General features: G+C 74.0%; 18 protein-coding genes, 1 other RNA gene and 1 pseudogene. 7 read left to right on the top strand and 13 right to left on the bottom strand.

Annotation, left to right across the window (positions count from 1 at the left end; translation table 11 throughout):
• Positions 1 to 614: pseudogene (locus tag PATMI_RS37525) on the top strand (hypothetical protein); the annotation flags it as partial.
• Positions 615 to 689: 75 nt separating this feature from the next.
• Here the strand turns inward: PATMI_RS37525 and PATMI_RS36765 are convergent.
• From PATMI_RS36765 to PATMI_RS0115075, 3 genes are all read right to left on the bottom strand, one after another.
• Positions 690 to 1,061: a hypothetical protein gene (locus tag PATMI_RS36765; RefSeq protein WP_157260787.1), complete on the bottom strand. Its 372-nt coding sequence runs from the start codon at positions 1,059 to 1,061 to the stop codon at positions 690 to 692.
• Positions 1,062 to 1,335: 274 nt separating this feature from the next.
• Positions 1,336 to 2,520 (bottom strand): PucR family transcriptional regulator, encoded by a 1,185-nt coding sequence (locus PATMI_RS30455; protein ID WP_051471726.1) that lies wholly within the window; start codon positions 2,518 to 2,520, stop codon positions 1,336 to 1,338.
• Positions 2,521 to 2,717: 197 nt separating this feature from the next.
• A complete protein-coding gene (locus PATMI_RS0115075) occupies positions 2,718 to 4,214 on the bottom strand; it encodes an aldehyde dehydrogenase family protein (RefSeq protein WP_026911487.1) in 1,497 nt (498 codons plus the stop codon).
• A 179-nt stretch (positions 4,215 to 4,393) separates the two neighbouring features.
• Here PATMI_RS0115075 and PATMI_RS30450 point away from each other — a divergent pair, with 179 nt between their 5' ends.
• On the top strand, positions 4,394 to 5,896 hold the full coding sequence (locus PATMI_RS30450; protein WP_036725928.1) for a hypothetical protein: 1,503 nt from the start codon (positions 4,394 to 4,396) through the stop codon (positions 5,894 to 5,896).
• Positions 5,897 to 6,008: 112 nt separating this feature from the next.
• Complete coding sequence (locus PATMI_RS30445; RefSeq protein WP_084269975.1) at positions 6,009 to 7,061, top strand: sigma-70 family RNA polymerase sigma factor; 1,053 nt, start codon at positions 6,009 to 6,011, stop codon at positions 7,059 to 7,061.
• A 2-nt stretch (positions 7,062 to 7,063) separates the two neighbouring features.
• Here the strand turns inward: PATMI_RS30445 and PATMI_RS0115060 are convergent, their stop codons facing one another.
• A complete protein-coding gene (locus tag PATMI_RS0115060; protein ID WP_026911486.1) occupies positions 7,064 to 7,960 on the bottom strand; it encodes an alpha/beta hydrolase in 897 nt (298 codons plus the stop codon).
• Between the two features lie 75 nt (positions 7,961 to 8,035).
• The gene (locus PATMI_RS0115055; RefSeq protein ID WP_026911485.1) at positions 8,036 to 8,950 is read right to left on the bottom strand and encodes an NADP-dependent oxidoreductase; all 915 of its coding nucleotides are present in this window, start codon (positions 8,948 to 8,950) and stop codon (positions 8,036 to 8,038) included.
• Positions 8,951 to 9,021: 71 nt separating this feature from the next.
• Between PATMI_RS0115055 and PATMI_RS36760 the strand changes: the two genes are divergently transcribed.
• On the top strand, positions 9,022 to 11,265 hold the full coding sequence (locus tag PATMI_RS36760) for an MXAN_6640 family putative metalloprotease (protein WP_026911484.1): 2,244 nt from the start codon (positions 9,022 to 9,024) through the stop codon (positions 11,263 to 11,265).
• 89 nt (positions 11,266 to 11,354) lie between these two features.
• Here the strand turns inward: PATMI_RS36760 and PATMI_RS0115045 are convergent, their stop codons facing one another.
• On the bottom strand, positions 11,355 to 12,836 hold the full coding sequence (locus PATMI_RS0115045) for a hypothetical protein (protein WP_026911483.1): 1,482 nt from the start codon (positions 12,834 to 12,836) through the stop codon (positions 11,355 to 11,357).
• Positions 12,837 to 12,891: 55 nt separating this feature from the next.
• Here PATMI_RS0115045 and PATMI_RS0115040 point away from each other — a divergent pair, with 55 nt between their 5' ends.
• Positions 12,892 to 13,287: a hypothetical protein gene (locus tag PATMI_RS0115040; protein WP_026911482.1), complete on the top strand. Its 396-nt coding sequence runs from the start codon at positions 12,892 to 12,894 to the stop codon at positions 13,285 to 13,287.
• Here PATMI_RS0115040 and PATMI_RS30440 read toward each other — a convergent pair.
• Positions 13,265 to 14,521: a hypothetical protein gene (locus tag PATMI_RS30440; RefSeq protein ID WP_051471724.1), complete on the bottom strand. Its 1,257-nt coding sequence runs from the start codon at positions 14,519 to 14,521 to the stop codon at positions 13,265 to 13,267. The two genes, PATMI_RS0115040 and PATMI_RS30440, sit on opposite strands and share 23 nt — an antisense overlap.
• Positions 14,522 to 14,718: 197 nt before the next feature.
• Between PATMI_RS30440 and PATMI_RS30435 the strand changes: the two genes are divergently transcribed.
• On the top strand, positions 14,719 to 15,102 hold the full coding sequence (locus tag PATMI_RS30435) for a response regulator (protein WP_169738378.1): 384 nt from the start codon (positions 14,719 to 14,721) through the stop codon (positions 15,100 to 15,102).
• 48 nt (positions 15,103 to 15,150) lie between these two features.
• Here the strand turns inward: PATMI_RS30435 and ssrA are convergent.
• The 3 genes from ssrA to PATMI_RS30430 form a co-directional block, all read right to left on the bottom strand.
• Positions 15,151 to 15,519, bottom strand: a transfer-messenger RNA (tmRNA) gene (gene ssrA, locus PATMI_RS35980).
• 87 nt (positions 15,520 to 15,606) lie between these two features.
• Complete coding sequence (locus PATMI_RS0115025) at positions 15,607 to 16,824, bottom strand: AI-2E family transporter (RefSeq protein WP_026911481.1); 1,218 nt, start codon at positions 16,822 to 16,824, stop codon at positions 15,607 to 15,609.
• A 7-nt stretch (positions 16,825 to 16,831) separates the two neighbouring features.
• The gene (locus PATMI_RS30430; RefSeq protein WP_245604178.1) at positions 16,832 to 17,449 is read right to left on the bottom strand and encodes a GNAT family N-acetyltransferase; all 618 of its coding nucleotides are present in this window, start codon (positions 17,447 to 17,449) and stop codon (positions 16,832 to 16,834) included.
• On the opposite strand from PATMI_RS30430, the gene PATMI_RS0115015 reads away from it, so the two are divergent.
• Entirely contained in the window at positions 17,448 to 19,274 is a 1,827-nt protein-coding gene (locus PATMI_RS0115015; protein WP_026911480.1) for a M3 family oligoendopeptidase, read from the top strand. The two genes, PATMI_RS30430 and PATMI_RS0115015, sit on opposite strands and share 2 nt — an antisense overlap.
• On the opposite strand, the gene PATMI_RS0115010 is transcribed toward PATMI_RS0115015, so the two are convergent.
• The 3 genes from PATMI_RS0115010 to PATMI_RS0115000 form a co-directional block, all read right to left on the bottom strand.
• Positions 19,271 to 19,924, bottom strand: coding sequence for an NADPH-dependent F420 reductase (locus tag PATMI_RS0115010; RefSeq protein ID WP_026911479.1), 654 nt, complete (start codon positions 19,922 to 19,924; stop codon positions 19,271 to 19,273). The two genes, PATMI_RS0115015 and PATMI_RS0115010, sit on opposite strands and share 4 nt — an antisense overlap.
• Positions 19,925 to 20,036: 112 nt before the next feature.
• Positions 20,037 to 20,516 carry an SsrA-binding protein SmpB gene (gene smpB / locus PATMI_RS0115005; RefSeq protein WP_026911478.1) on the bottom strand — a complete coding sequence of 160 codons (480 nt, stop codon included), beginning with the start codon at positions 20,514 to 20,516 and terminating at the stop codon, positions 20,037 to 20,039.
• A gap of 126 nt (positions 20,517 to 20,642) precedes the next feature.
• Positions 20,643 to 21,197: a hypothetical protein gene (locus tag PATMI_RS0115000; RefSeq protein ID WP_245604177.1), complete on the bottom strand. Its 555-nt coding sequence runs from the start codon at positions 21,195 to 21,197 to the stop codon at positions 20,643 to 20,645.
• Between the last annotated feature and the right edge of the window lie 132 nt (positions 21,198 to 21,329).

The raw sequence follows: 21,329 nt of genomic DNA, 5'->3' as shown, positions 1-21,329 counted from the left end.
GGTCGTCCGGCACGCCGACGCCCGCGGCCGGCACGTCCGCCGCGCCCGGCGCAGGCGCGCCCGGCGTCGCCGTCGGATCGGCCTCCGGGTCGACCGACGGCACGTCCGGGACGGGCACGGACGGGACCGCCACCGGGCGGCCCGCCGATCCCGTCGAGACGACCCCGCCCGCCCCGGGCTCGCCCGACGTCCCCCGCCTGGCGGCCCCGACCCCCTCGACGGTGCGGACGTCGGGCACGGTGACGATCAAGATCCGGGGGACCGCCGCCGAGCAGGCACGGACATGGGCGAAGACGGGTGGCGGCATGCTCGCCGCGCTCGTCCCGCCGGACGGCGCCCGCGGGGCCTGCAGCCGCGTCGTCCGTAGTCCCCTCGCCACGTACTCGGGCTCCGGTGCCCGGACCGTCGCGACGATCCGGGTCCGTCCCTCGGCCGTCCGCAGCCGCCGCTGGTGCCGCGGCCGTTGGACCGCGCACGTCGTGATGAGCGAGGAGACCGTCGCCGACGAGCAGCGCCGCCCCGTCGAGGCGCAGCTCACCTGGGACGACGTCCTGGAGCTCGGCGACCTCGGGATCTACCAGGCGGTCGGGGACGCGACCTTCCGGGTGCGGTGAGGGGCGGACGAACCCGACCGCCTGTCAGAACGCCACGGGCTCGCGAAAGACGACGAGCCTCCGGGAGTCGGAGGATCAGTAGACCGAATTGATGTGGATCTTCTGGCCCGTGCGCTTCGGACGGAAATGCTTGTCGACCACGTTGATCGGAAGGCGCTGGCCCAGGCGTCCGCAGTAGACGACCCCGTTGAAGACGTTGTCCGCCCCGAGGGTCACCCTCGGGTAGACGATGTTGTCACCAAAGTCACCCGGGGTGCTCCACGTGTTCCCGACCGCACCCTGGATACCGATCACCTTGCCTCCTGCCCCGGCCTGCGTGCAGATCGTCCGACCGAAGCTCAGGTAGACGTTCCCGTAGCCGGCGGCGCCGGCCGTCGGAGGCCCTGCGGCAGCGGCTGCAGCTGCACCTGCCACCAAGCCGGCGACCAGACGTGTGCGGATGTTCATCGGTTCCCTCGGGTGTTGTCGTGTGCTGGTAGGAACGGGCGGCAACCGTGCTCGATACGCGGCGCAAGAGTGCGCCGTCCGTACCGGAAGCATGTGGCCTCGTCACCGTCGGGGGATCGGGGAGAGCGTAGGGAGTGCGCCATCCGCTGCGGGACGAACGGCACAAAGATCCGCCTGATGGCGGATCAATCTGGCGCACGAGCCCAGGCACAAGCGCCTTCGCGTCACGACCCGGTCTTCGACGGTCGGGCTCGCACCTCGAGCGTCGAACCCCTCACCCCCCTCGCACCCCGCGCCGCCGGAGCGCCAGCTCCAGCGCGAACCGTGCGTCCGCGTCCTCGGGGTCGACCTCCAGCGTCTCCCGCAGGCGGGCCATCCGGTAGCGGACGGTCTGCGGGTGCAGGTGCAGCGTCTCGGCCATGCGTGGGCCGTGGCCGCGGTGGTCGAGCCAGGCGCGGAGGGTCTCCAGGTGCCGCTGCCGCCGACCGTCGGGTTCGGCGTCGAGCGGTCCGAGGACCCCGTCGGCGAGGTCGTCGGCGGCCTCGCCGTCGCCGTGGACGACGAGGTCGGTGAGGTGGTCCGCCGCGAGCACCGGCCCCTCCCCCGCGGCGACGCGGCCGGTCGCGACGAGCCCGGCGAGGGTGCTCGCGCGGCGGTGCGAGCGCGTCACGTCCTCCCACGCGACGACCGGGCCGACGACGGCCGCGGTCCCGGCCAGCGCGGCCGTCGCGCGCGGGAGCACGCCGCGGGCGGGGACGAGCCCGACCGCGACGCCGTCGACCACGGCGGCCACGACGCGCGGATCGATCCGCAGGAGGTCGCCCGGACCCTCGGCGCCCGGTGCGACGACGACGGCCAGCCGGGTCGGCGGCGACCACTGCAGCTCGGCCGCGGCGGCATCGAGGTCGGCCGTCCCGCGGTCCGCGACGACGAGCCGGACCAGCGTGTCCCGCGCCCGCTGGGTCGCGCCCGCGCGGAGGGACTGCTCGTGCGCCCAGCCGGTGACCGAGAGCCCGGCGAGCCGGTGGATGTAGGCGAAGATCGCCTCCCCCAGCGGCACCAGGACGGCGGTGTCGGCGCCGCCCTCGCGCGCGACGTCGGCGAACCGGCGCCAGGCCACGCGCGCGCCGGTCCGGTACGCCGACTGCAGGGCGTCGAGGGTGCGTCCGGCGCGGACCTCACCCCGGCCGAGCTCCTCGATCATCTGGTCGTTCTGCGACGCGCGGTCGGGGTCCTCGACGAACGCCACGAACTCCCCGAGCGAGAACTCCACGCCGCGGCGGACGATCCGGCCGAACTCGCCCTGGAACGGCCGGCGGTACTCGGGCACCTCGGCCCGGATGGCGACGAGGATCTCGTCCGCGACCGACGGCAGGACCGGGCGCAGGACGGCGCCGAGCTCGGACGGCAGCGACGCGATCCGCTCGCGGACGTCCTCGGTGCCCTCCACGGCGCTCATCGTCCGATCCTACGCGCATCGTGATGACCCGACACGCGGCGACGGCGGACCCGAGGGCCCGCCGTCGTCGTCCTTCATCAGGTCCCGCGCAACCGAAGCGCGGCCGCCGAGGCTGCGGCACCTGCGGGTGCCCCGAGCCTCGCCGCGGTCCGGCGCGGCCCCGTCCCGCGACGCTCGGGGCGGGGCCCGCATCAGTGTCAGAGCTGGACGATCACCGACTTCGTCTCCTGGTAGGCGCTCAGGACCTCCTCGCCCATCTCGCGGCCCCAGCCCGACTGCTTGTAGCCGCCGAAGGGCAGCGCGGCGTCGTAGATGTGGTACGTGTTGACGTGCACCGTGCCCGCCTTGATCCGCGCCGCCAGCTTGTGTGCGTTGGAGAGGTCCTTGGTCCAGATCCCGGCGGCCAGGCCGTAGACCGAGTCGTTGGCCTTGGCCGCCAGCTCGTCGACGTCCTGGAACGGCATCGCGACGACGACCGGACCGAAGATCTCCTCGCGGACGATGCGCGCGTCGTCGGTGGTGTCGACGAGGACGGTCGGCTGCACGAAGAAGCCCTTCCCGTCGATCGCGTTGCCGCCGGCGACCGCGCGGGAGCCCGCGTCGGAGCCGATCTTCAGGTAGCCCGTGACCCGGTCGAACTGCTCGGAGGAGACGAGCGGGCCCATCTCGGTGTCCGGCTGCAGGCCGTGGCCGACCTTGATGTTGTTCGCCGCGTCGGAGACGCCCTGGACGACCTCGTCGAAGAGGTCGTTCTGGATGTAGAGACGCGAGCCGGCCGTGCAGACCTCGCCCTGGTTGAAGAAGATGCCGTTGGCCGCGCCCGCGATGGCGGACGGGACGTCGGCGTCGCCGAGGACGATGTTCGGGCTCTTGCCGCCGAGCTCGAGCGAGACGCGCTTGAGGTTCGTCTTGCCCGCGGCCTGCGCGATGAGCTTGCCGACCTCGGTCGAGCCGGTGAAGGCGACCTTGTCGACGTCGTCGTGCTCGGCCAGCGCCGCGCCGGCGTCGCCGAAGCCGGTGATGACGTTCAGGACTCCGGGGGGCACGCCGGCCTCGAGGGCGAGCTCGCCGAGGCGGATCGCCGACAGCGGCGTCTGCTCGGCGGGCTTCAGGACGATCGTGCAGCCGGTGGTCAGCGCCGGGCCGATCTTCCATGCGGCCATGAGCAGCGGGAAGTTCCAGGGGATGATCTGGCCGACGACGCCGACGGGCTCCTTCGTCGTGTAGGCGTGGAACTCCTCACCCGGGAGGTACGGCAGCGACGGGCGGACCGTCGAGCCACGGAGCTTCGTCGCCCAGCCGCTCATGTACCAGAAGAGATCCGCGGCCAGCGGGACGTCGGCGGCGGCGGCGACGGCCTTCGCCTTGCCGTTGTCGAGCGAGTCGAGCTCGGCCAGCTCGTCCACGTGCTCCATGATCAGGTCGCCGAGGCGGTGGATGATCCGGCCGCGCTCGGACGGGGTCATCGTCTTCCACGGTCCGTCGAGCGCCTTGCGGGCGGCCCGGACGGCGCGGTCGACGTCCTCCTTCTTGCCGTGCGCGACCGAGGTGAGCACCTCGCCGGTGCCCGGATCGATCGTCTCGAACGTCCCGCCGTCGGCGGCGTCGACGTGCTCCCCGTCGATGATCAGCTGCTTCGTGCCGGACAGGAAGGCGCTGGCGTGGGTGCCGGGGGTGACGGTGGCGGTGGCCATGGGTGCTCCGTGGGTGGTGGTTCGGACGGGGACGGCGTCGTCGCCGCACCCTCGTCAGTGGGACGAACGTACGCCCGGCACCGTTGCCCCCACGTTGCATCGGCCGAGCGTCTGCGCGCCAACTCCGGATCCGGAAGTAGGACGTGGCACCTCTCGCTCTCGCACGGCATGATGTGCGCGTGAGCACGATCGACCCGCGCACCCCCGTCCTCGTCGGCACCGGGCAGGTCTCCGACCGGCCCGCGAAGGGCGAGCGCACGACCCGGACCCCGCTGGACCTGATGGTCGAGGCGTCGCGTGCCGCCGCGGCCGACGCCGGCCCGGGCGGCGACGCGCTGCTGGCGAAGGCGGAGTCGGTCGGCATCGTCGACATCTTCTGCTGGCCCGTCCCCGATCCGGGCGCCCTCCTCGCGCGCGAGCTCGGGATCTCCCCGCGCGAGACGGTCCGCACGGTGATCGGCGGGAACAGCCCCGTCGCGCTGCTGGCCGACGCCGCGCAGCGGATCGCGGCCGGCGAGCTCGACGTCGCGCTGCTCGGCGGCGGCGAGGTCGGCACGGCGTTCCGCACCGCGATGATGTCGGGCGGCCGGACGGGCTGGGAGGAGCAGCCCGAGGGCACCGCGCCGACCCGCGTCCTCGGCACGGACCGCCCGCCGTCGCACGAGGCCGAGCTCGCCGCCGGTCTCGCGTTCCCGGTCTCGTACTACCCGCTGTTCGAGCACCGCCTGCGGCACGCTGCCGGCCGCAGCACGGCCGAGCAGCGCGCGTGGATCGGCGAGTGGTGGTCCCGGTACAGCACGCTCGCGGCCGAGCACCCGCAGGGCTGGATCGACGCCCCGATGACCGCCGAGGAGCTCGCGACGCCGGGGCCGAGGAACCGCCTGATCAGCGACCCGTACACGCGCTTCATGAACGCCGACATCGGCGTGGACCAGGCCGCGATGCTCCTGGTGACGAGCGTCGAGGCCGCAGAGGCCGCCGGCATCCCGCGCGACCGCTGGGTCTTCGTGCACGGCACGGCCGCGGCGTCCGACCACTGGTTCGTCGGCGAGCGCGAGCACCTCGACCGCTCCCCCGCGATCCGCGCGTCCGGCGAGGCGCTCTTCGGGCACACCGGGACGACGGCCGACGACGTCGCACTGGTCGACCTCTACTCCTGCTTCCCGTGCGCCGTGCAGGTCGGCGCGAACGAGCTCGGCTTCGTCGTCGACAACCCCGCCCGGCCGCTGAGCGTCACCGGCGGTCTCGCGCTCTTCGGCGGTCCGGCGAACAACTACGTCACGCACTCGATCGCGACGCTCGCCGACCGCGCCCGCGAGCGGCCCGACGAGCTCGCCCTCGCCAGCGCCGTCGGCTGGTACCTGACCAAGCACGGCCTGGCGCTCCTGTCGGCGACGCCGCCGTCGGTGCCGTACGCCCACCACGACGTCCAGGCGGTGGTCGACGCCACCCCGACCCGCGAGGTCGCAGCGGCGCCCTCGGGCACGTGGACCGTCGAGACGTTCACCGCCGGCTTCGACCGCGAGGGCACCCCGGCCGTCGGCAGCGTCGTGGCGCTCGACGCCGACGGCCGGCGCGCGTTCGGGAAGAGCGAGGACGCCGCGGCGCTCGGACGCCTCCTCGACGGCGACCCGATCGACGGTCCGGTCGAGCTCGACGGCACCGGGGGCTTCGCGCTGTAGGACGGCCACCGGGCGAGTGGGTCGCCCGCCCACGGACCCACGCCGCGGGCGGTCGTGAACGTATGACATTCGTCCCTGGTGAACGGTGGACACCGTCCCTAGGATCGGCCCCATGGCCACGCGTTCCGTCCCCCCCACCGGCCCGGCCGTCCCCGGCGCCCCCGCCTCCTCCGGCCTCGAGCTCGAGCTCGAGGCCCTGCGTCCGCAGATCACGGGCTACTGCTACCGGATGCTCGGCTCGTGGTTCGAGGCCGAGGACGCCGTGCAGGAGACGATGGTCCGCGCCTGGCGGCGGTCGTCGACGCTGACGGAGCGCGCGGCGCTGAAGTCGTGGCTCTACCGGATCGCGACGAACGTCTGCCTCGATGCGCTGAACGGCACGAAGAAGCGGGCCCGCCCGATCGACCTCGGTCCGTCGTCGACCGCCGAGACCCCCGTCGGAGCCCCGCTGGCCGAGAACGTGTGGATCGAGCCGGCGCCCGACGTCCGGGTCCTCGGGTCCGGGGCCGACCCGGCGGACATCGCGTCGGACCGCGAGACGATCCGGCTGGCGTTCGTCACGGCCCTGCAGCACCTCCCGCCCCGCCAGCGGGCGGTCCTCGTCCTGCGGACGGTGCTGCACTGGAGCGCCGCCGAGGTCGCGGACCTGCTCGAGTCGACCGTCGCGTCCGTCAACAGCGCCCTGCAGCGCGCGCGGGCGACCCTCGACACGGTCCCGCCGTCGGAGAACCTGACCGCCCTGGGCGAGGGCGACCGCGAGCTCGTCGACCGCTACGTCGACTGCTTCGAGCGCTACGACATCGACGCCCTCGTCGCGCTCCTGCACGAGGACGCGACGTTCCAGATGCCGCCGCTGGCGCTCTGGGTCCAGGGGCCCGAGCAGGTCGCCACGTTCATGCGCGGACAGGGCGCCGCGTGCCGCGGGTCCCGCCTGGTGCCGACGACCGCCAACGGCAGCCCGGCGTTCGGGTCCTACAAGCCGACGGAGGACGACCCGGAGCGCTTCGTCCCGTGGTCGATCACGGTCCTCGAGATCGCGGGGGACCGGATCGTCGGGATCCACAACTTCCTCGACACCCGCCTCTTCGCGGAGTTCGGGCTGCCGGACGAGCTGCACGGCGCGAGCACCGCGGAGCTCGCCCCGCTCGCGCCGGCCGGCGCCTGAGGTCAGGCGGGCAGCAGCTCCCGCCGCAGGAAGGCCGTCTGGTCGGCGACCGTCGTCTCGAACGCGTCGCCGAGGTAGATCTCGAAGTGGCCGATCGGGTAGTGCACGACCTCGCCGCGGGGGGCCTTCTCGGCCATCTTCACGGCGGGGGCGGCCGGCGTGGTCTGGTCGGCGTCGCAGACGCAGAGGAGCAGCGGCGCCTTGATGTCCGCGGCGAAGCGGGTCGGGCGGTAGAGGGCCATCGTCAGCGCCAGCCGTGCCGCGAACGCGTTCTCCCACCGGCTGTCGCCGGCGGTGATCGCGTCGAAGCCCGGAACGGCCTCGGGCGCGGTCATCGCCGCGTAGCCGCCGGCGGGCGCGACCGCAGGGATCAGGTAGGGCGGGCGCCCGGCGAGCGCGCCGAGCCGGTCGCGGAGGCCGTCGACGGTCATCCGGGCCACGTTCTTCGGCGACATGAGCTTCACCGTCGGGATGCCGTCCGCGAACGGCGCCTGGGCGACGACCGCCGCGATCCGGGGATCGCCCGCGGCCACCACGACGACGTGCCCGCCGCTGAACGAGGTCCCCCAGAGGGCGATCCGCTCCGGGTCGACGCCGTCGAGCGCGCGGGCGTGCGCGATCGCGGCGCGGTAGTCGTCGTGCTGCCGGCCGACGTCGAGCAGCTGCCGCGGGGTGCCGCCGCTGGCGCCGAAGTGCCGGTAGTCGAAGAGCAGGACGGCCAGCCCGGCGTCGGCGAACCGCTCCGCGTAGGCGGGCAGCCGGTCGTCGCGGGTGGCGCTGAACCCGTGGGCCATGACGACGCACGGGACGTCGCCGTCCGCCGCCGCCCCGGGTCGGTAGAGGTAGGCGGCGCAGTGCGCGTCGCCCGACGGGAAGGTGATCTCGGTCCGCTCGGCCATGCCCCAGGCTAGACCCGCGCCACGGGCGCCGTGAGGTTCCTCGTCCTCGGCGTCCGGCGGCGGGATGTGGGCCCGTCAGGGCAGCATGACGATCTTGCCCCGCAGGTGCCCGTCCTCGCTCGCCCGGTGTGCGTCCGCGGCCTCCGCCAGCGGGAACGTCCGCCAGACCGGGAGGACGACGTCGCCCGAGGAGATCCGCCGCGCGAGCTCGGGGAACGCGTCGGAGACGTCGACGCCCTCGTCGCTCCCGGAGAAGCGGACGCCGTGCTCCTTCGCGTCGTTCGCCGCGAGCGTGATCACCCGGTCGGGACCGCCGGCGAGCTCGACGGAGACGGCGAGCTCGCCACGCCCCGAGGCGTCGAGGACGGCGTCGACGCCGTCCGGAGCGGCCGCGCGGACGCGGTCGGCGAGGCCGTCCCCGTACCGGACGGGCGTCGCCCCGAGCTCGCGCACGAACGCCTGGTTGTCGGACCCCGCCGTCCCGATCACCGTCGCGCCCCAGGCGATCGCCAGCTGCGTGGCGAGGATCCCGACGCCTCCCGCCGCCGCGTGGATCAGGAGCGTGTCGCCCGGCCCGACCTCGAGCTGCCGGAGCACGCGGTAGGCGGTCCGCCCGGCGACGCCGATGCCGCCGGCGACCTCCCACGGGATGTCGACGGGTCGCTGCGCGAGCGTTTTGGGGGTCGCGATCGCGAGCTCGGCGTACGTGTCCGTCCCGGTGCCGAAGACGTCGTCGCCGACCTTCGGGGTCCCGACCCCCGACCCGACCGCCTCGACGACCCCCGCGAGGTCGTACCCGAGCCCCGCCGGGGCGTCCAGCGCCTTCCCGCCGGACCACAGGCCGCTGCGGCGCTTGAAGTCCGCGGGATTCACGCCGGCCGCCCGGACGCGCACGAGCACCTCGCCCTCGCCGGGGACCGGATCGGGCGCGTCGACGAGCTCGAGGACGTCGGGGTCGCCGTAGGCCGAGAACCGGATCGCGCTGGACATGCGGACGACCCTACCCGTGGATTCGCTGAGAATCGTGGTGCCGGGCACACCTGCGCCCCTAGGATCCACCGATGCGTTCCTTGCGGGGACAACGAGGACGACGCCGGCCGGGGGCCACCGCCGGCGCGCTGTGCGTCGCGACGCTCGCCCTCTTCGGCCCGGCGCCGGCCACCGCCGGCGCCGCGGAATCACAGGCCCACGCCGACGCCGTCGACGCGCTGCAGGCGGCCGAGGCGCTCCGCGACGAGCCGTCGACGGGCTCGGTGGACGCCGGCGGTCGCGACGCGACGCTCGTCCTGCGGGAGCTCGCGGCCCGCGCCGACGACCTCGGGCCCGACGGCCGGGAGCGCGCCGACCGGCTGCTGGCGCGGCCGACCGACTCCGGTGGCGACGGGTACCTGTCGTACGGCGGCACCACGGTGCGGTTGACCTGCGACACGCGCTTCTGCGTCCACTGGGTCGACACCGGGACGAACGCCCCGTCGCCGACGGACGTGCAGAACGCCGCGGGCGGGAGCGGCACGAACGGCATCCCCGACTTCGTCGACGCGATGCTGCGCGAGTTCGAGGTCGTCTACGGCACCGAGAACACGACGCTGGGGTGGCCGGCACCGGTCGGCGACGGCACCGCGGGCGGCAGCGGAGGGGTCGGCGCGAGCGGCCAGCTCGACGTCTACGTCGGGAACATCGGCGACATGGGCATCTTCGGCTACGCCGCCGCCGAGAACGTCTCGTCGCGGCAGGCCAGGGCCTACATGGTGATGGACAACGACTACTCGTCGACGGAGTTCCCCGGCTACACCGACCCGCAGCTCCCGCTGCATGTCACCGCCGCCCACGAGTACAACCACGTGCTGCAGTACGCGTCCGACGCGTACGCGGACCAGTGGTTCGCCGAGGCAACGGCCACCTGGATGGAGGACCAGGTCTACCCGGACGTGAACGACTGGCTGAACTACCTCCCCTCGTGGGCACGGGTCCCCGCGTATCCGATCACGACCTTCCGACCGTTCTCCGCGTCCGACACGTCGACGCAGTCCGACCAGAGCAGCAAGGTCTACGGCACGAGCCTCTTCGTGCACTGGCTCGCCGACAACGGCGCTCTCGGCGTCGACGGCGTCCGGAGGGCGTGGACCGGGATGGCGTCCGTCAGTCCGGCCGACAACGCCGTCGCCGCGATCGACTCGCGGCTCGCACTCGCCGGTCCGGCACCGACGAGCACGACGGAGCAGTTCGGGGCGTTCACGGCCGCGTCGGCGGAGTGGCGGTCGAGCAACTCCGGGTTCCACGACCGCGACCGGATCGGGGCGATCGACGTCGCCCGGAGCACCATCGGCTCGGGCCAGGCCACTCCGACCCTCGACCACCTCGCCTACCAGCTCTACAACGTCTCGCCGTCCGGCGGCGGGGACCGGACGCTCACGGTCACGGTGCCCAACGGGGTCAGCGCCTCGATCGCGCTCGTCGGTCGCACCGGGACCGCGACCACCGGCAGCACCACGATCACCCGGCGCGCGGTCGTCGGTACCGGCACGCCCGTCTCCGTGACCCTGCCGGGCGTGGGCTCGTACACCCGCGTGACGGCGGTCGTCGCGAACACGGACACGCGCGCGATGCAGTCCGGCTCGTCGATCCCGCGCACCTGGAACTACGCCGGCGACGGCCAGTCGTTCACGGTCGCCGTCGCCTCGAACACGGGCGAGTCCGGAACGCCGACGACGACCGCCCCGGCGACCTGGACCCCCGCGACCACGCCGGCGACTCCGACGACCCCCACGACGCCGACCACGCCCACCACCCCGACCACACCCACGACGACCGCAACGACACCGACCACGACCGCGACGACCCCGACCACGACGCCGGTGACCCCGGCGCCGGGGACGAGCGGCGGCACGGCGTCGGCCGGTGGCACCGCCGGCGGCACGAGCACCACGCCCGCCCCGGCCGCGAAGCCGGCGGCGCTCACCAAGGCCCAGGTCCTCACCCCCCTGCGCACCAGCAGCGCCGCGCTCCTGAAGGTCCTCCGGTCGCACGGCCTGAAGAAGCTGCGAGCGCGGCTGCCCGCCACGACCTACGCCGCCCCGGGCGCCGGCCGGATGACGGTCACGATCCGCGTCGGGTCGCGCACGGTCGCCACCGGCTCGGCGACGGCGCTGTCCTCAGGCCGGATCGCCGTCCGGCCGACGACCTCGGCGAAGGGGAAGAAGCTCCTGAAGGGTGGATCCAGCCGCCGGATCTCGGTGACCGTCGCCTTCGCGCCCGCGGGCGGCGCGGCCCAGCAGGTCCGGACGGGCCTGACGATCCGCCGGTAGGCACGTCGCGCGGGTCGGTCGACCCGACGGCGTCCGCCCCGACGCCGGAGGGAGCGTCCGGACGGTCGGCGCGGGTCCCGCGGCCCACGTCACCGACGCGCGACCTGCACGGGTCGGGCGAACTGGCCCGTGCAGCCCGCCCCGAACCGCCGGCACCGGTACCGCACGAGGAACGCGTAGGCCGCCATCGAGGTCTCGGCGTTCGACGCCACGAAGCCGTCGTACTCCTTCGGCATCGCCAGGTCCTGCACGACGTCGTCCTGCTTCTGGGCGACGAACTTCGACGAGAACCCGAGCACCATCCCCCGCCGCCAGGAGATCGCGAAGCCCCCGGCTTGCAGCGGCTGCACGTACGGCCCGTCCACGGTCCGCAGCGCACCGTCCGGAGCGGTCTGGCTCGACAGGACGACCTCGGCGGCGCGATCCGCGTAGCTGCGGCTGACCCGGTCGCCCTGGACGTAGCCGAGCTCGGTCTCGAGCGCGCCGAAGACGGCGGTCCGGACCCCGGAGCTCCACGTCTCGTCGCACCCCAGCGGCGAGCACCGCGGCATCCCGTCCTGCCGCCGGAACAGCGACTCCCACCGCCCGATCTCGCCGCGCAGCGTCACCCGCAGGTGGTCGCGGTCGCGATACGGGTGGCCCGGGTCCCCGTGCCGCTCCAGCACGTGCAGCCCCTGCAGCATCCGGGCGAGCGGGTCGAAGCTCGAGAGCAGCAGGTAGGTCCGTGACGGCAGGCTGCAGGTCTTCGACCGGTACTCGTAGCCGTAGGCGTCCTCCGGCAGCGGATCCTGGCAGTCGGCGTAGGCGGCCGACGTGAACGGCAGGTCGTCCGGCCAGCGCCGCGAGGCGTCCCACATCGGCCCGTAGACGTCCCGCCCGGCGGGGAAGCCGCCGGCGCGCGAGGCCGCCCCCAGGCGTCGAGCCCGTTCCCGCTGCCCGCGGTAGAGCGCGTACTGCTCGCCGTCGTTGGTGGCGTGCCGGATCGTGAACCGGTGCGACCGGAACAGCGTCCGGTCCCGGATCGGCACGACGGCCTCCAGGCGCCGGCCGCCGTCGCCGGGCCCCACGCGCAGGAGCCGGCGGCCCTGGAGCGCCAGCTCGACCCGGCCGGTCCCGGACACCGAGAGCGGCGTGAAGACGATCGCCGCGTCCCGGGTGGTGGCCCGCCAGTCGATCCCCAGCAGCCCGGTGAGCGACGCCCGTCCCTGGCGGAACGTCGCGAAGCCGACCTCGACGGACGACGCCGACGACGACCGGCGCACCCGGTTCTCGCCGCTCCCGAGCAGCTGCCACCGCGTGCTGCCCTGGAACCGGGCCCGGACGGGGAGCGCGTAGTACTCCGAGACCACCGCGGTGCCGTCCTCCCGCGGCGCGTAGAGCCCGTCGATGAACGGCTCGGCGGCGGCGATCGCGCGGTCCACGGCGGTGCGCGTCGGCCCCGTGACGTCCAGCGCGTGGCGTGCCGGCCGGTGCAGCGACGACCACGTCCCACGGAGCGCGACGGCGACGCCGGCGCCCCAGACCAGCAGGACGACGACGATGAGCCCCCCGGACAGCACCTTCGCGCGCAACGCGGCAGGACCCTACTGGCTGCGGCCGGCGCGGACCACACTACGATGCACGCCGATGGACACCGTCCGCACGCTCGACCCCGTCGCGCTCCTGACGCCACGGATCGCGGGCCTGCTCCTCGCGCTGCTCCTGGGGTGCGCGGTCGCGGTCCTCGGCTACACGGCGAGCGTCGTCTTGCTCGGTACGTCGGAGGCCGCGGCCTCGGCGATCGCGCTCGCCTGCCAGGCGCTGTGGCAGGCGGCGGCGGTCCGCTGGATCGCCGGGCCGTTCCGCTGGTCGCGGGTCGCCCACGTCGCCTGCTGGGCGGCGGCGTTCGGGCTCGCGGGGGTCGCGGGCTACGCGGGGGGCTCGGCGTTCTTCGCGGTCGCGACCGTCGCGCTGGTCGTGATGCCGGCCGGCGCGCTCCTGTGCGCGCGCCGCGCGACGGTCACCGCACGCGCCGCCAGCTGAGGAGCTCCCCGGCGCCACGCGGCGCCCCCGGCCCGAAGACGAACGCCGTCGTGAACAGCACGGTCCCGCCCCGCGGACCGGGCAGCACCGAGACCGTCGGGTTGCCGAACGACGTCTGCCCGAACCGGGCGCGCATGCGCAGCGGCACGGTCTCCCCCGTCCCGAGGTCGCGCAGCGTCGTCCGCCACGATCCCCAGTCGCCCTTCCGTCCCTGGCCCTCGACGACCTCGAAGCGGGTCCCGCCCCAGGCGAACGTGTCGCGGTCGCCGAAGTTGCCGCGCAGCCCCTGCGCCCACAGTGCGCGGTCCAGATCGGGCCGCGGCCTGGCGGTCCAGTGCCGGAAGTCCGTCAGCGTCGCGACGGCCTCGCGGTCGACGTCCCCCGCGCGGTAGTAGTGGAAGCCGACCTCGATCGTGGAGTCCGCGATGCCGTCCCCCAGCCGGACGTCCCGGATGTCGGGCGTCCCCTCGGCCGTCGGGGCGAGCGTGAGTGGCGCGTCGAACGTCGCGTCGAACCGCCCCGCCAGGAGCGCGTCGAGCGTCGCGGCGTGGCGCAGCCGGACGTGGTTGCGGGGCTCCTGCTCCCACGCCGTCAGCCACGAGCCGTCGGCGAGGCGCCGCAGGGTCGGCTGGGACGCCCGGTGCTGCAGCGTCCGGACGCGCCGCCACGTCCGCAGGTCGTCGCTGACCGCGACCGCGACCACGAAGTCCCGCCCGACCCGGTGGTGGTAGACGCCGACGTAGCGCGGGCGCGCGGACGCGGACCCGCCGGACGACCCGGCCCCGGGGGTCCCCGGCGCTCCGGCGGCCGCGATCTTGAGCCCCTCGAGGTTCGCGCCGGTGTCGTCCTTCGCGTCGTACCGCGACCCGTCGGCGCCGACGACGTCCTCGACGGCCGCCCGGACCCGGCGCAGCACGGCGGACCGGGCGGGCGTCCGAGGCAGCAGCGCCGGGACGACCGCCTCCGCGACCGATCCGACGGCGGTCGCTCCGGGGACGCCGGCCGTGGCCGCGCCCACCGTGCCCGCCAGGCCGCCCGCGATCCCGCCGGCGACGCCCGCGACGCCGGGAGCGAGCGCGGCGACCCCGGGGGCCGGCGCCCCCGCGGGCACGGCGGTCCACGTCGCAGGGCCACCCGCGACGACGTCGTCGGTGGCGAGCGCCCCGACGGCGAAGGGCAACGTCGCCACGACGCCGACGACGGCCGCGGCGACCGCGCGGCGTCGGACGTCCATGGGCCCACCATAGGGGTCCCCACCGACCGCCGAGGCGCCAGGGATCACCCGCTAGACGACCGTTGGATCCACGTGGGCGTTCGCCTGCGTCCGGCCGATTCCCCGACCGACGACCCCATGGATGGACGTCGTCGCGTGGTGGAAGCCGCGCACTCATGGACGAGACGAGAGGACGTGGTTCTTTGGCCAGGGTACTCGTGGTTGAGGACGTGCTGGACGCGCGGAGGGTGGTGACCGAGCGGTTGCGACGCGCCGGGCACGACGTTGTCGGCGAGGCGTCGGGACCGGAGGACGCGGTGGCGCACTACCGCGTGCTGCGACCCGACGTCTGCGCGATCGACGTCGCGATGGAGGATCTCGCGGGCATCGTCGCGATGCGCCGGATCACCGACGTCGACCCGGACGCGCGCATCATCGCGTGCACGCGTGCGGGCGAGGACGTCAACGTGATCGCGGCCATCCGGTCGGGCGCGCGGGACGTGGTCGCGACCATGCTCCGCCTGGAGCACGCGATGGAGGAGATCGACGAGGAGCTCCACGCGCTGGGGCCGCCGCACGCGCGGAGGGCACTGACCGCCTGACGATCCCCCGAGAACGACACCGGCCCCCTTGCGGGGGCCGGTGCTCGGAGGTGGAGACGGCGGGAGTTGAACCCGCGTCCGCGATCGCGCCAAGGGCGACATCTACGAGCGTAGTCGGCGTGTCTTGGTCTCGCGCTCCGTCGGTCCCGTCGACCCACGTCGGGAGCGCCAGCCCTCCTGAAGATGTCCCCGGCGCGACGAGGGCGTCCGCGCAAGGTGATCCGGCTGAGTTGATACCGGGGACCCCCGCCGCCGGCGAGCGAGGCCCGATACCTCACCTACCTAGTGTGTGCTAGGCAGCGAGGGCGTACTCGTGAGAGTCCGCATGTGTGTGTTGTGCGGGTGTTTTACGAGGCCTCCCGCACCTCGGCTCGCCATCACCCCCGCGAACCGACCGCGTCGAAGCCTGTCGCCCCCGGGAGTCCGTCCGACCTGCGGACAGACACCCAGTGTAGCGCGATGCCGACGGCCGCCCAACCCCGTACCGCCGGGCTCGCGGACGGCTCAGGCGTCGTCGTCGGGTGGCGCCTTCGCGCCGCCCGACGTCGGGAACTCCCCGGTGTCCCCCGGGTCGTCCCCCGCCCGGACGGCGTCGGACGGCGACCCGAGGGGGTCCTGCTCCGGTGGCGCGATCTCCTCGGGTTCCGGCCCGTCGAGCTCCTCGTCGTCCTCCAGCCAGCCCGCCGCGGCGGCGACGCCCGCGATCACCGGCGTGGCGAGGAACGCGCCGGCCAGCCCCAGCAGGGCGCTGCCCGCACCGACGCCGAGCAGGACCGTCATCGGGTGCAGCCGCACGGACCGGCCGATGAGGATCGGCTGGAGGATGTTGCCCTCGATCTGCTGGACCACCAGCGCGACGACGAAGGCGCCGATCATGCCCTCGAGGCCCTTCGTCGAGAGCGCGACGAGCATCGCCGCGAGGCCGGCGACGATCGCGCCGACGTACGGGATGAACGCGACGATGAAGGTGAAGACGCCGAGCGGCACCGCGAGCGGCACGCCGATGATCGTCAGGCCGACCGCGACGCCGACCCCGTCGATGATCGCGACGATCACCTGGCTGCGGACGTACATCGTGATCGCCGTCCAGGCCCGCTTGCCGCCGTCGTGCCAGCCGACGCGGCGGTCCGCAGGGGCGAACCGCAGGAACCCGCGCCAGAAGCCGGTCCCGTCGATCAGCAGGTAGATCAGCATGATGATCGCGAGGAAGATGCTCGCGGCGACGTTGACGACGCCCTGGGCCGCCGAGATCACGCCGGACCCGAGCTGCCCGCCGATGGCCCCGAGCGAGTCCTGGAGCTTGTCGGTGATGTCGCGCGAGTACTTCTGGATGTCCTCGTCCTTCAGACCCAGGTCGTGCAGGACGTTCGGCAGCTCCTTGATGCCCTTCTCGACCTGCTTGCTGATGTCCTCGGCCTGGGTGACGATGTCCGGCGCGACGAGCGTCAGGAGGCCGGCCACGACGACGATGAGGAAGACGACCGTGGTGATCGCCGACAGGAACCGCGGGAACCGCAGCTTCGCGTGGAGGAAGGCCGCGACCGGCGTCAGGAGCGCCGCGAGGAGCACCGCCACGAAGAACGGCAGCAGGATGAACTGCAGCTTTCCCCACACCAGCAGCGCCCCGTAGCCGGCGACGCCGATGATGATCAGCTGCAGGGCACTGACGCTGAGGCGCTCGAGGGAGATCCGCTGGGCGGGACCTGGTCCGTCCGTGCTCACCCGGTCATCATCCCGGAGCGGCCGACGGACCCCGTGTCCCGGGGGTGTCCGCCGGCCGGTGCGCCCGGAGCACGAGGACCTCCCACCCGGTGCCGGCGTGGCGCGTCGTCCCCGCCACCCGCATGCCGAGGTTCGCGGCCACGCCGAGCGACCGCTCGTTGTCGGGGTGGACGAGCGCGATCGCGCTGTGGAGCCCGAGGGTCTCCCAGCCGACGCCGAGCGCCGCCCGGGCCGCCTCCGTGGCGTACCCCTGCCCCCACGCCGACCGGGTCAGCCGCCAGCCGATCTCCAGCTCGTCCCGGAGCCCCGGACCGCCCCACGCCGGATCGGTCAGTCCGCAGAAGCCGAGGAACGTCCCGTCGTCGCCGCGCTCGACGGCCCAGAGCCCGCGCCCGGCGCGGGACCACTCGCGGCGCAGCCGGGCCCGCAGGCCGTCGCTCGCCACGCGGTCCAGCGGCCCGGACCCGATCCAGCGCATCACCTCGGGGTCCGCGTTCATCGCGGCGAACGGCTCGCGGTCGTCGGCCCGCCAGGCGCGGAGCACGAGCCGGGAGGTCCGGAGCTCGCTCGGCGCTGCGTCCCGCTCCATCACGGCGACGGTAGCGGTCTCGTAGGCTTGCCGCATGAGCACGAGCGTGGAGCACACCGACGTCGGCTGGGACCTGGAGACGCTGGTCCACGGAGAGGGCCCCGACGGCGTGCTGCGCCTGCTCGACGAGGCCCAGGCCCAGGCCGACCAGTTCGCCGCCGCCTACCAGGGGAAGGTCGCGGACATCAACGGCGCCGGCCTGGCCGCGGCAATCGGCGAGCTCGTCGAGCTGACCGACCTCGTCGGCCGCGCCGGCTCCTACGCCTCGCTGAAGTTCGCCGAGGACACCGCCAAGCCCGAGCACGGCGCGCTGCTGGCCGCCGTCGAGGAGCGGGGCACGTCGATCCAGACGAAGCTCCTCTTCTTCGAGCTCGAGTGGACCGCGCTCGACGACGCCCGCGCCGAGGAGCTCCTCGCCGCGCCGGGCATCGAGAAGGCGCGCCACCACCTGCGCACGGTCCGCAAGGAGAAGCCGCACATGCTCTCCGAGCCGGAGGAGCGGATCCTGGCGGAGAAGTCGTCCTCCAGCCGCGGCGCGTGGGACCGTCTGTTCGACGAGCTGACGTCCGTCATCGAGGTCGAGCTGCCCAACGCGGCGGGTGGGAGCGATTCCGGCGGCGCGACGCAGACGGTCCCGCTCGACGTCGCGCTCTCGAACCTCACGAGCCCCGACCGCGAGACCCGGAAGACCGTCGCCGAAGCCGTCACCAAGGCGCTCGCCCCGGGACTGCGGACCCGCGCGTTCATCTTCAACACGCTGCTCCAGGACAAGGCCGTCGAGGACCGCCTGCGCTCCTTCCCCAGTTGGGTCGCCTCGCGCAACCTCGCCAACGAGGCCAGCGACGAGTCCGTCCAGGCGCTCGTCGACGCGGTGCAGGAGGCCTACGACGTGCCGCAGCGCTGGTACAGGCTGAAGGCGCAGATCCTCGGCGTCGACAAGCTCGCGGACTACGACCGCATGGCGTCGGTCTCGCAGGCCGACGAGCAGGAGTTCTCCTGGCAGGAGTCGACCGACATGGTCTTCACCTCCTTCGACGCGTTCGCGACCGAGATGGGCGACGTCGCCCGCAAGTTCGTCGACGAGGGCTGGATCGACGCGCCCGTGCGCCCCGGCAAGCGTGGCGGCGCGTTCTGCGCCTACACGGTGCCGAGCCACCACCCGTACGTGCTCCTGAACTGGACGAGCCGCCGGCGGGACGTCCTGACGCTCGCCCACGAGCTCGGCCACGGCATCCACGCGTACCTCGCGCGCGAGCGTGGTCCGTTCGAGCAGACCACCCCGCTGACGCTCGCCGAGACCGCGTCGGTCTTCGGCGAGACCCTGGTCTTCGACCGGCTCCTCGAGCAGACCACCGAGCCCCAGGCGCGCCTCGGCCTGCTCGCCGAGCAGATCGAGGGCTCGATCGCCACGATCTTCCGCCAGACCGCGATGAACCGCTTCGAGCACGGCGTGCACACCGCGCGCCGCGAGGAGGGCGAGCTCTCCGTCGAGCGCTTCGGCGAGATCTGGTACCAGAGCCAGGTCGCGATGCTCGGCGACGCCGTCGACATCACCGACGGCTACCGCTCCTGGTGGTCCTACGTCCCCCACTTCATCGGCACCCCGGGCTACGTCTATGCGTACGCCTACGGCCAGCTGATGGCGCTCTCCGTCTACGGCAAGTACCGCGAGCAGGGTCCGTCGTTCGCGCCGAAATACCTCGAGCTCCTCGCCACCGGCGGCTCCAAGGCTCCGGAGGACCTCGTCGCGATCGCCGGCCTCGACCTCACGGACCCGGGCTTCTGGCGCAGCGGCCTCGCCCTGGTCCGCGAGCAGCTCGAGCAGGCGGAGCAGGCCGCCCGCGACGCCGGGAAGATCTAGGCCTTCCACTCCGCGGTGCGGTCCGGCGAGGCCGCCGCGAGCGCCGCGCGGAGGCCGTCGGCGTCCTCCATCAGGCCGTAGCTCGGCGAGCCCGGCTGCTGGCGCCACGACTCGTCGAGCTCGCCGGCGTCGACGGGCTCGAACCCGAGCTCCGCGACGATCGCCGAGACCGCGACCTTCGCCTCCGGGTCGTCGCCCGCGACCGGGATGGCGAACCGCGGGCCGCCGGGCTCCCCCACGTCGAGGATCTTCTGGGCGTAGACGCCGTTGAAGACCTTCACGACGGGCCGGCCGAGCTGCTCGGCGACGTACTGGCTCTCGGTCTGCCCCGCCTCGATGGCCTCGATCAGGCCGTCGCGCTGCTGCGGGTAGTAGTTGTTCGTGTCGATCACCACGGCACCCGGCGCCGCCGCGTCGAGGACGTCGCCCGGCAGGTCCTGGACCTTGACGAGCGGGATCGTGACGATCACGAGCTCGGCGCCCTCGGCCGCCTCGGCGGCGAGCACCGGCGTCACGCCCTCGACGGCCGCCAGCTCGGGCAGCGTCTCCGGCCCACGCGAGTTCGCGATCCGCACCTCGTGCCCGAGCGGCCCCAGCCGCCGGGCGAGGTTCCCCCCGATGTTGCCGGCCCCGATGATTCCGATCTTCATGGACCTGGTCTATCGGACAGGCCCGTGCACCCTGCGGCGTTCGGCGATCCGGCTCCCCCGTGGGTGGGCCGGGCCCTGCCGGATCGCGAGCCGGTCGGGCCCCGAGGAGCCGTTACCGGCTCCGCTCGCGCAGTGCGCGCTGCATCTCGCGGTTCATGTCGCGTTCCTTCATGTCCTGCCGCTTGTCCGCGACGTTCTTGCCGCGGGCCAGGGCGATCTCGACCTTGATCCGGCGGTCCTTGGGGTAGATCCGCGTCGGGACCATCGTCAGGCCGTTGGTCGTCATCTGGCCCAGCAGGCGGTCGATCTCGCGACGGTGGGCGAGCAGCTTGCGCGGCTTGTCCGGGAGGTGGTTGTTCAGTGCCGCCGGCGCGTAGGGCTCGATGCGGAGGTTCTGGATCCAGAGCTCCTCGCGGCGGACGTCGACGTAGGCGTCGCCCATCATGCACCCGTGGGTGCGCAGCGACTTGACCTCGGTGCCGGTCAGCACGATCCCGCACTCGAGCGTGTCGAGCAGCTCGTACTTGAACCGCGCCTGGCGGTTGTAGCCGTAGTCGCCGCCCGAGGGCTTCTTCTTCTTGCCCTTCGCCATGAGCCGTCGAGCGTACCGCCGGGGTCCCCCGGCCGGTCGCTCGCCCGTCCGGACCGGGCCCCGCGACGGGTTCGACCCCTGGCGCCCGGACCGCCCGGGGCCGCGGACCCGAGCCGCCGCACCGCGTCACCGCCGCGGCTCCGGCAGCCGCCAGTCGAGCTCGAGGGTCCCCTGCGGCCCGAGCGCCGCCCACCGCTCGCCGTCCGCCCGCAGCCGTCGGCAGGCGACGCCCAGCGCCTCCGCGGTCAGGCCGTCGGGCCGCCACCGCGGGCCCGTCGCGGCGACCAGGCCGGCCGTGTCCCGGTCGCGCCCCGCGAGCGAGAGGTCGGCGACGGCCCGCACGACGACCTCCGCCTGCGCGAGCCGGTCGCCCGCCCCGTCGACGACCGCCTGCGCGCGCCGGTCGGCGTGCGGCGGCCGGCGCCCCGCGACCACCGTCGTGTGGGCGAACATCCCGCCCGCGACGATCACGCCCCAGAGCCCGGAGTCGAGGCCGAGGGCGTCCTCGACGACGGCGTGCGCCAGGTCGTGGGGTATCCGCCGGGCGGGACCGCCGACCTGGTTGTACCCACCCCCGTCGAGCTCCACGACGACACCGTCGCGCCGCCTCACGATCGACCGGTACCGCTGCCCGTCGCCCTTGACGAAGGTGATCGTGATGGTCGGTGCCCTGCGCCCCACGCGCCCGAGGCTACGCGGGCGTCCGGCCCGGGCTCGCCGGATCCGGGCCCGCCGCCGGACGGGCCACGGGTTCGAGCCCGCCCTCCGGCCCGCACCTCGCGAGCAGGGCAGCACCCGCGTCCTCACCGCACC

The organism is Patulibacter minatonensis DSM 18081 (assembly GCF_000519325.1).
Lineage (GTDB): Bacteria > Actinomycetota > Thermoleophilia > Solirubrobacterales > Solirubrobacteraceae > Patulibacter > Patulibacter minatonensis.
This window is presented reverse-complemented; position numbering and strand designations above follow the sequence as displayed.

Excerpts from the sequence above, each read along its gene's own strand:
- PATMI_RS36765 (WP_157260787.1), bottom strand. The coding sequence starts at position 1,061 with ATGAACATCCGCACACGTCTGGTCGCCGGCTTGGTGGCAGGTGCAGCT.
- PATMI_RS30455 (WP_051471726.1), bottom strand. The coding sequence starts at position 2,520 with ATGAGCGCCGTGGAGGGCACCGAGGACGTCCGCGAGCGGATCGCGTCG.
- PATMI_RS0115075 (WP_026911487.1), bottom strand. The coding sequence starts at position 4,214 with ATGGCCACCGCCACCGTCACCCCCGGCACCCACGCCAGCGCCTTCCTG.
- PATMI_RS30445 (WP_084269975.1), top strand. The coding sequence starts at position 6,009 with ATGGCCACGCGTTCCGTCCCCCCCACCGGCCCGGCCGTCCCCGGCGCC.
- PATMI_RS0115060 (WP_026911486.1), bottom strand. The coding sequence starts at position 7,960 with ATGGCCGAGCGGACCGAGATCACCTTCCCGTCGGGCGACGCGCACTGC.
- PATMI_RS0115055 (WP_026911485.1), bottom strand. The coding sequence starts at position 8,950 with ATGTCCAGCGCGATCCGGTTCTCGGCCTACGGCGACCCCGACGTCCTC.
- PATMI_RS36760 (WP_026911484.1), top strand. The coding sequence starts at position 9,022 with ATGCGTTCCTTGCGGGGACAACGAGGACGACGCCGGCCGGGGGCCACC.
- PATMI_RS0115040 (WP_026911482.1), top strand. The coding sequence starts at position 12,892 with ATGGACACCGTCCGCACGCTCGACCCCGTCGCGCTCCTGACGCCACGG.
- PATMI_RS30440 (WP_051471724.1), bottom strand. The coding sequence starts at position 14,521 with ATGGACGTCCGACGCCGCGCGGTCGCCGCGGCCGTCGTCGGCGTCGTG.
- PATMI_RS0115015 (WP_026911480.1), top strand. The coding sequence starts at position 17,448 with ATGAGCACGAGCGTGGAGCACACCGACGTCGGCTGGGACCTGGAGACG.
- PATMI_RS30430 (WP_245604178.1), bottom strand. The coding sequence starts at position 17,449 with ATGCGGCAAGCCTACGAGACCGCTACCGTCGCCGTGATGGAGCGGGAC.
- PATMI_RS0115010 (WP_026911479.1), bottom strand. The coding sequence starts at position 19,924 with ATGAAGATCGGAATCATCGGGGCCGGCAACATCGGGGGGAACCTCGCC.
- smpB (WP_026911478.1), bottom strand. The coding sequence starts at position 20,516 with ATGGCGAAGGGCAAGAAGAAGAAGCCCTCGGGCGGCGACTACGGCTAC.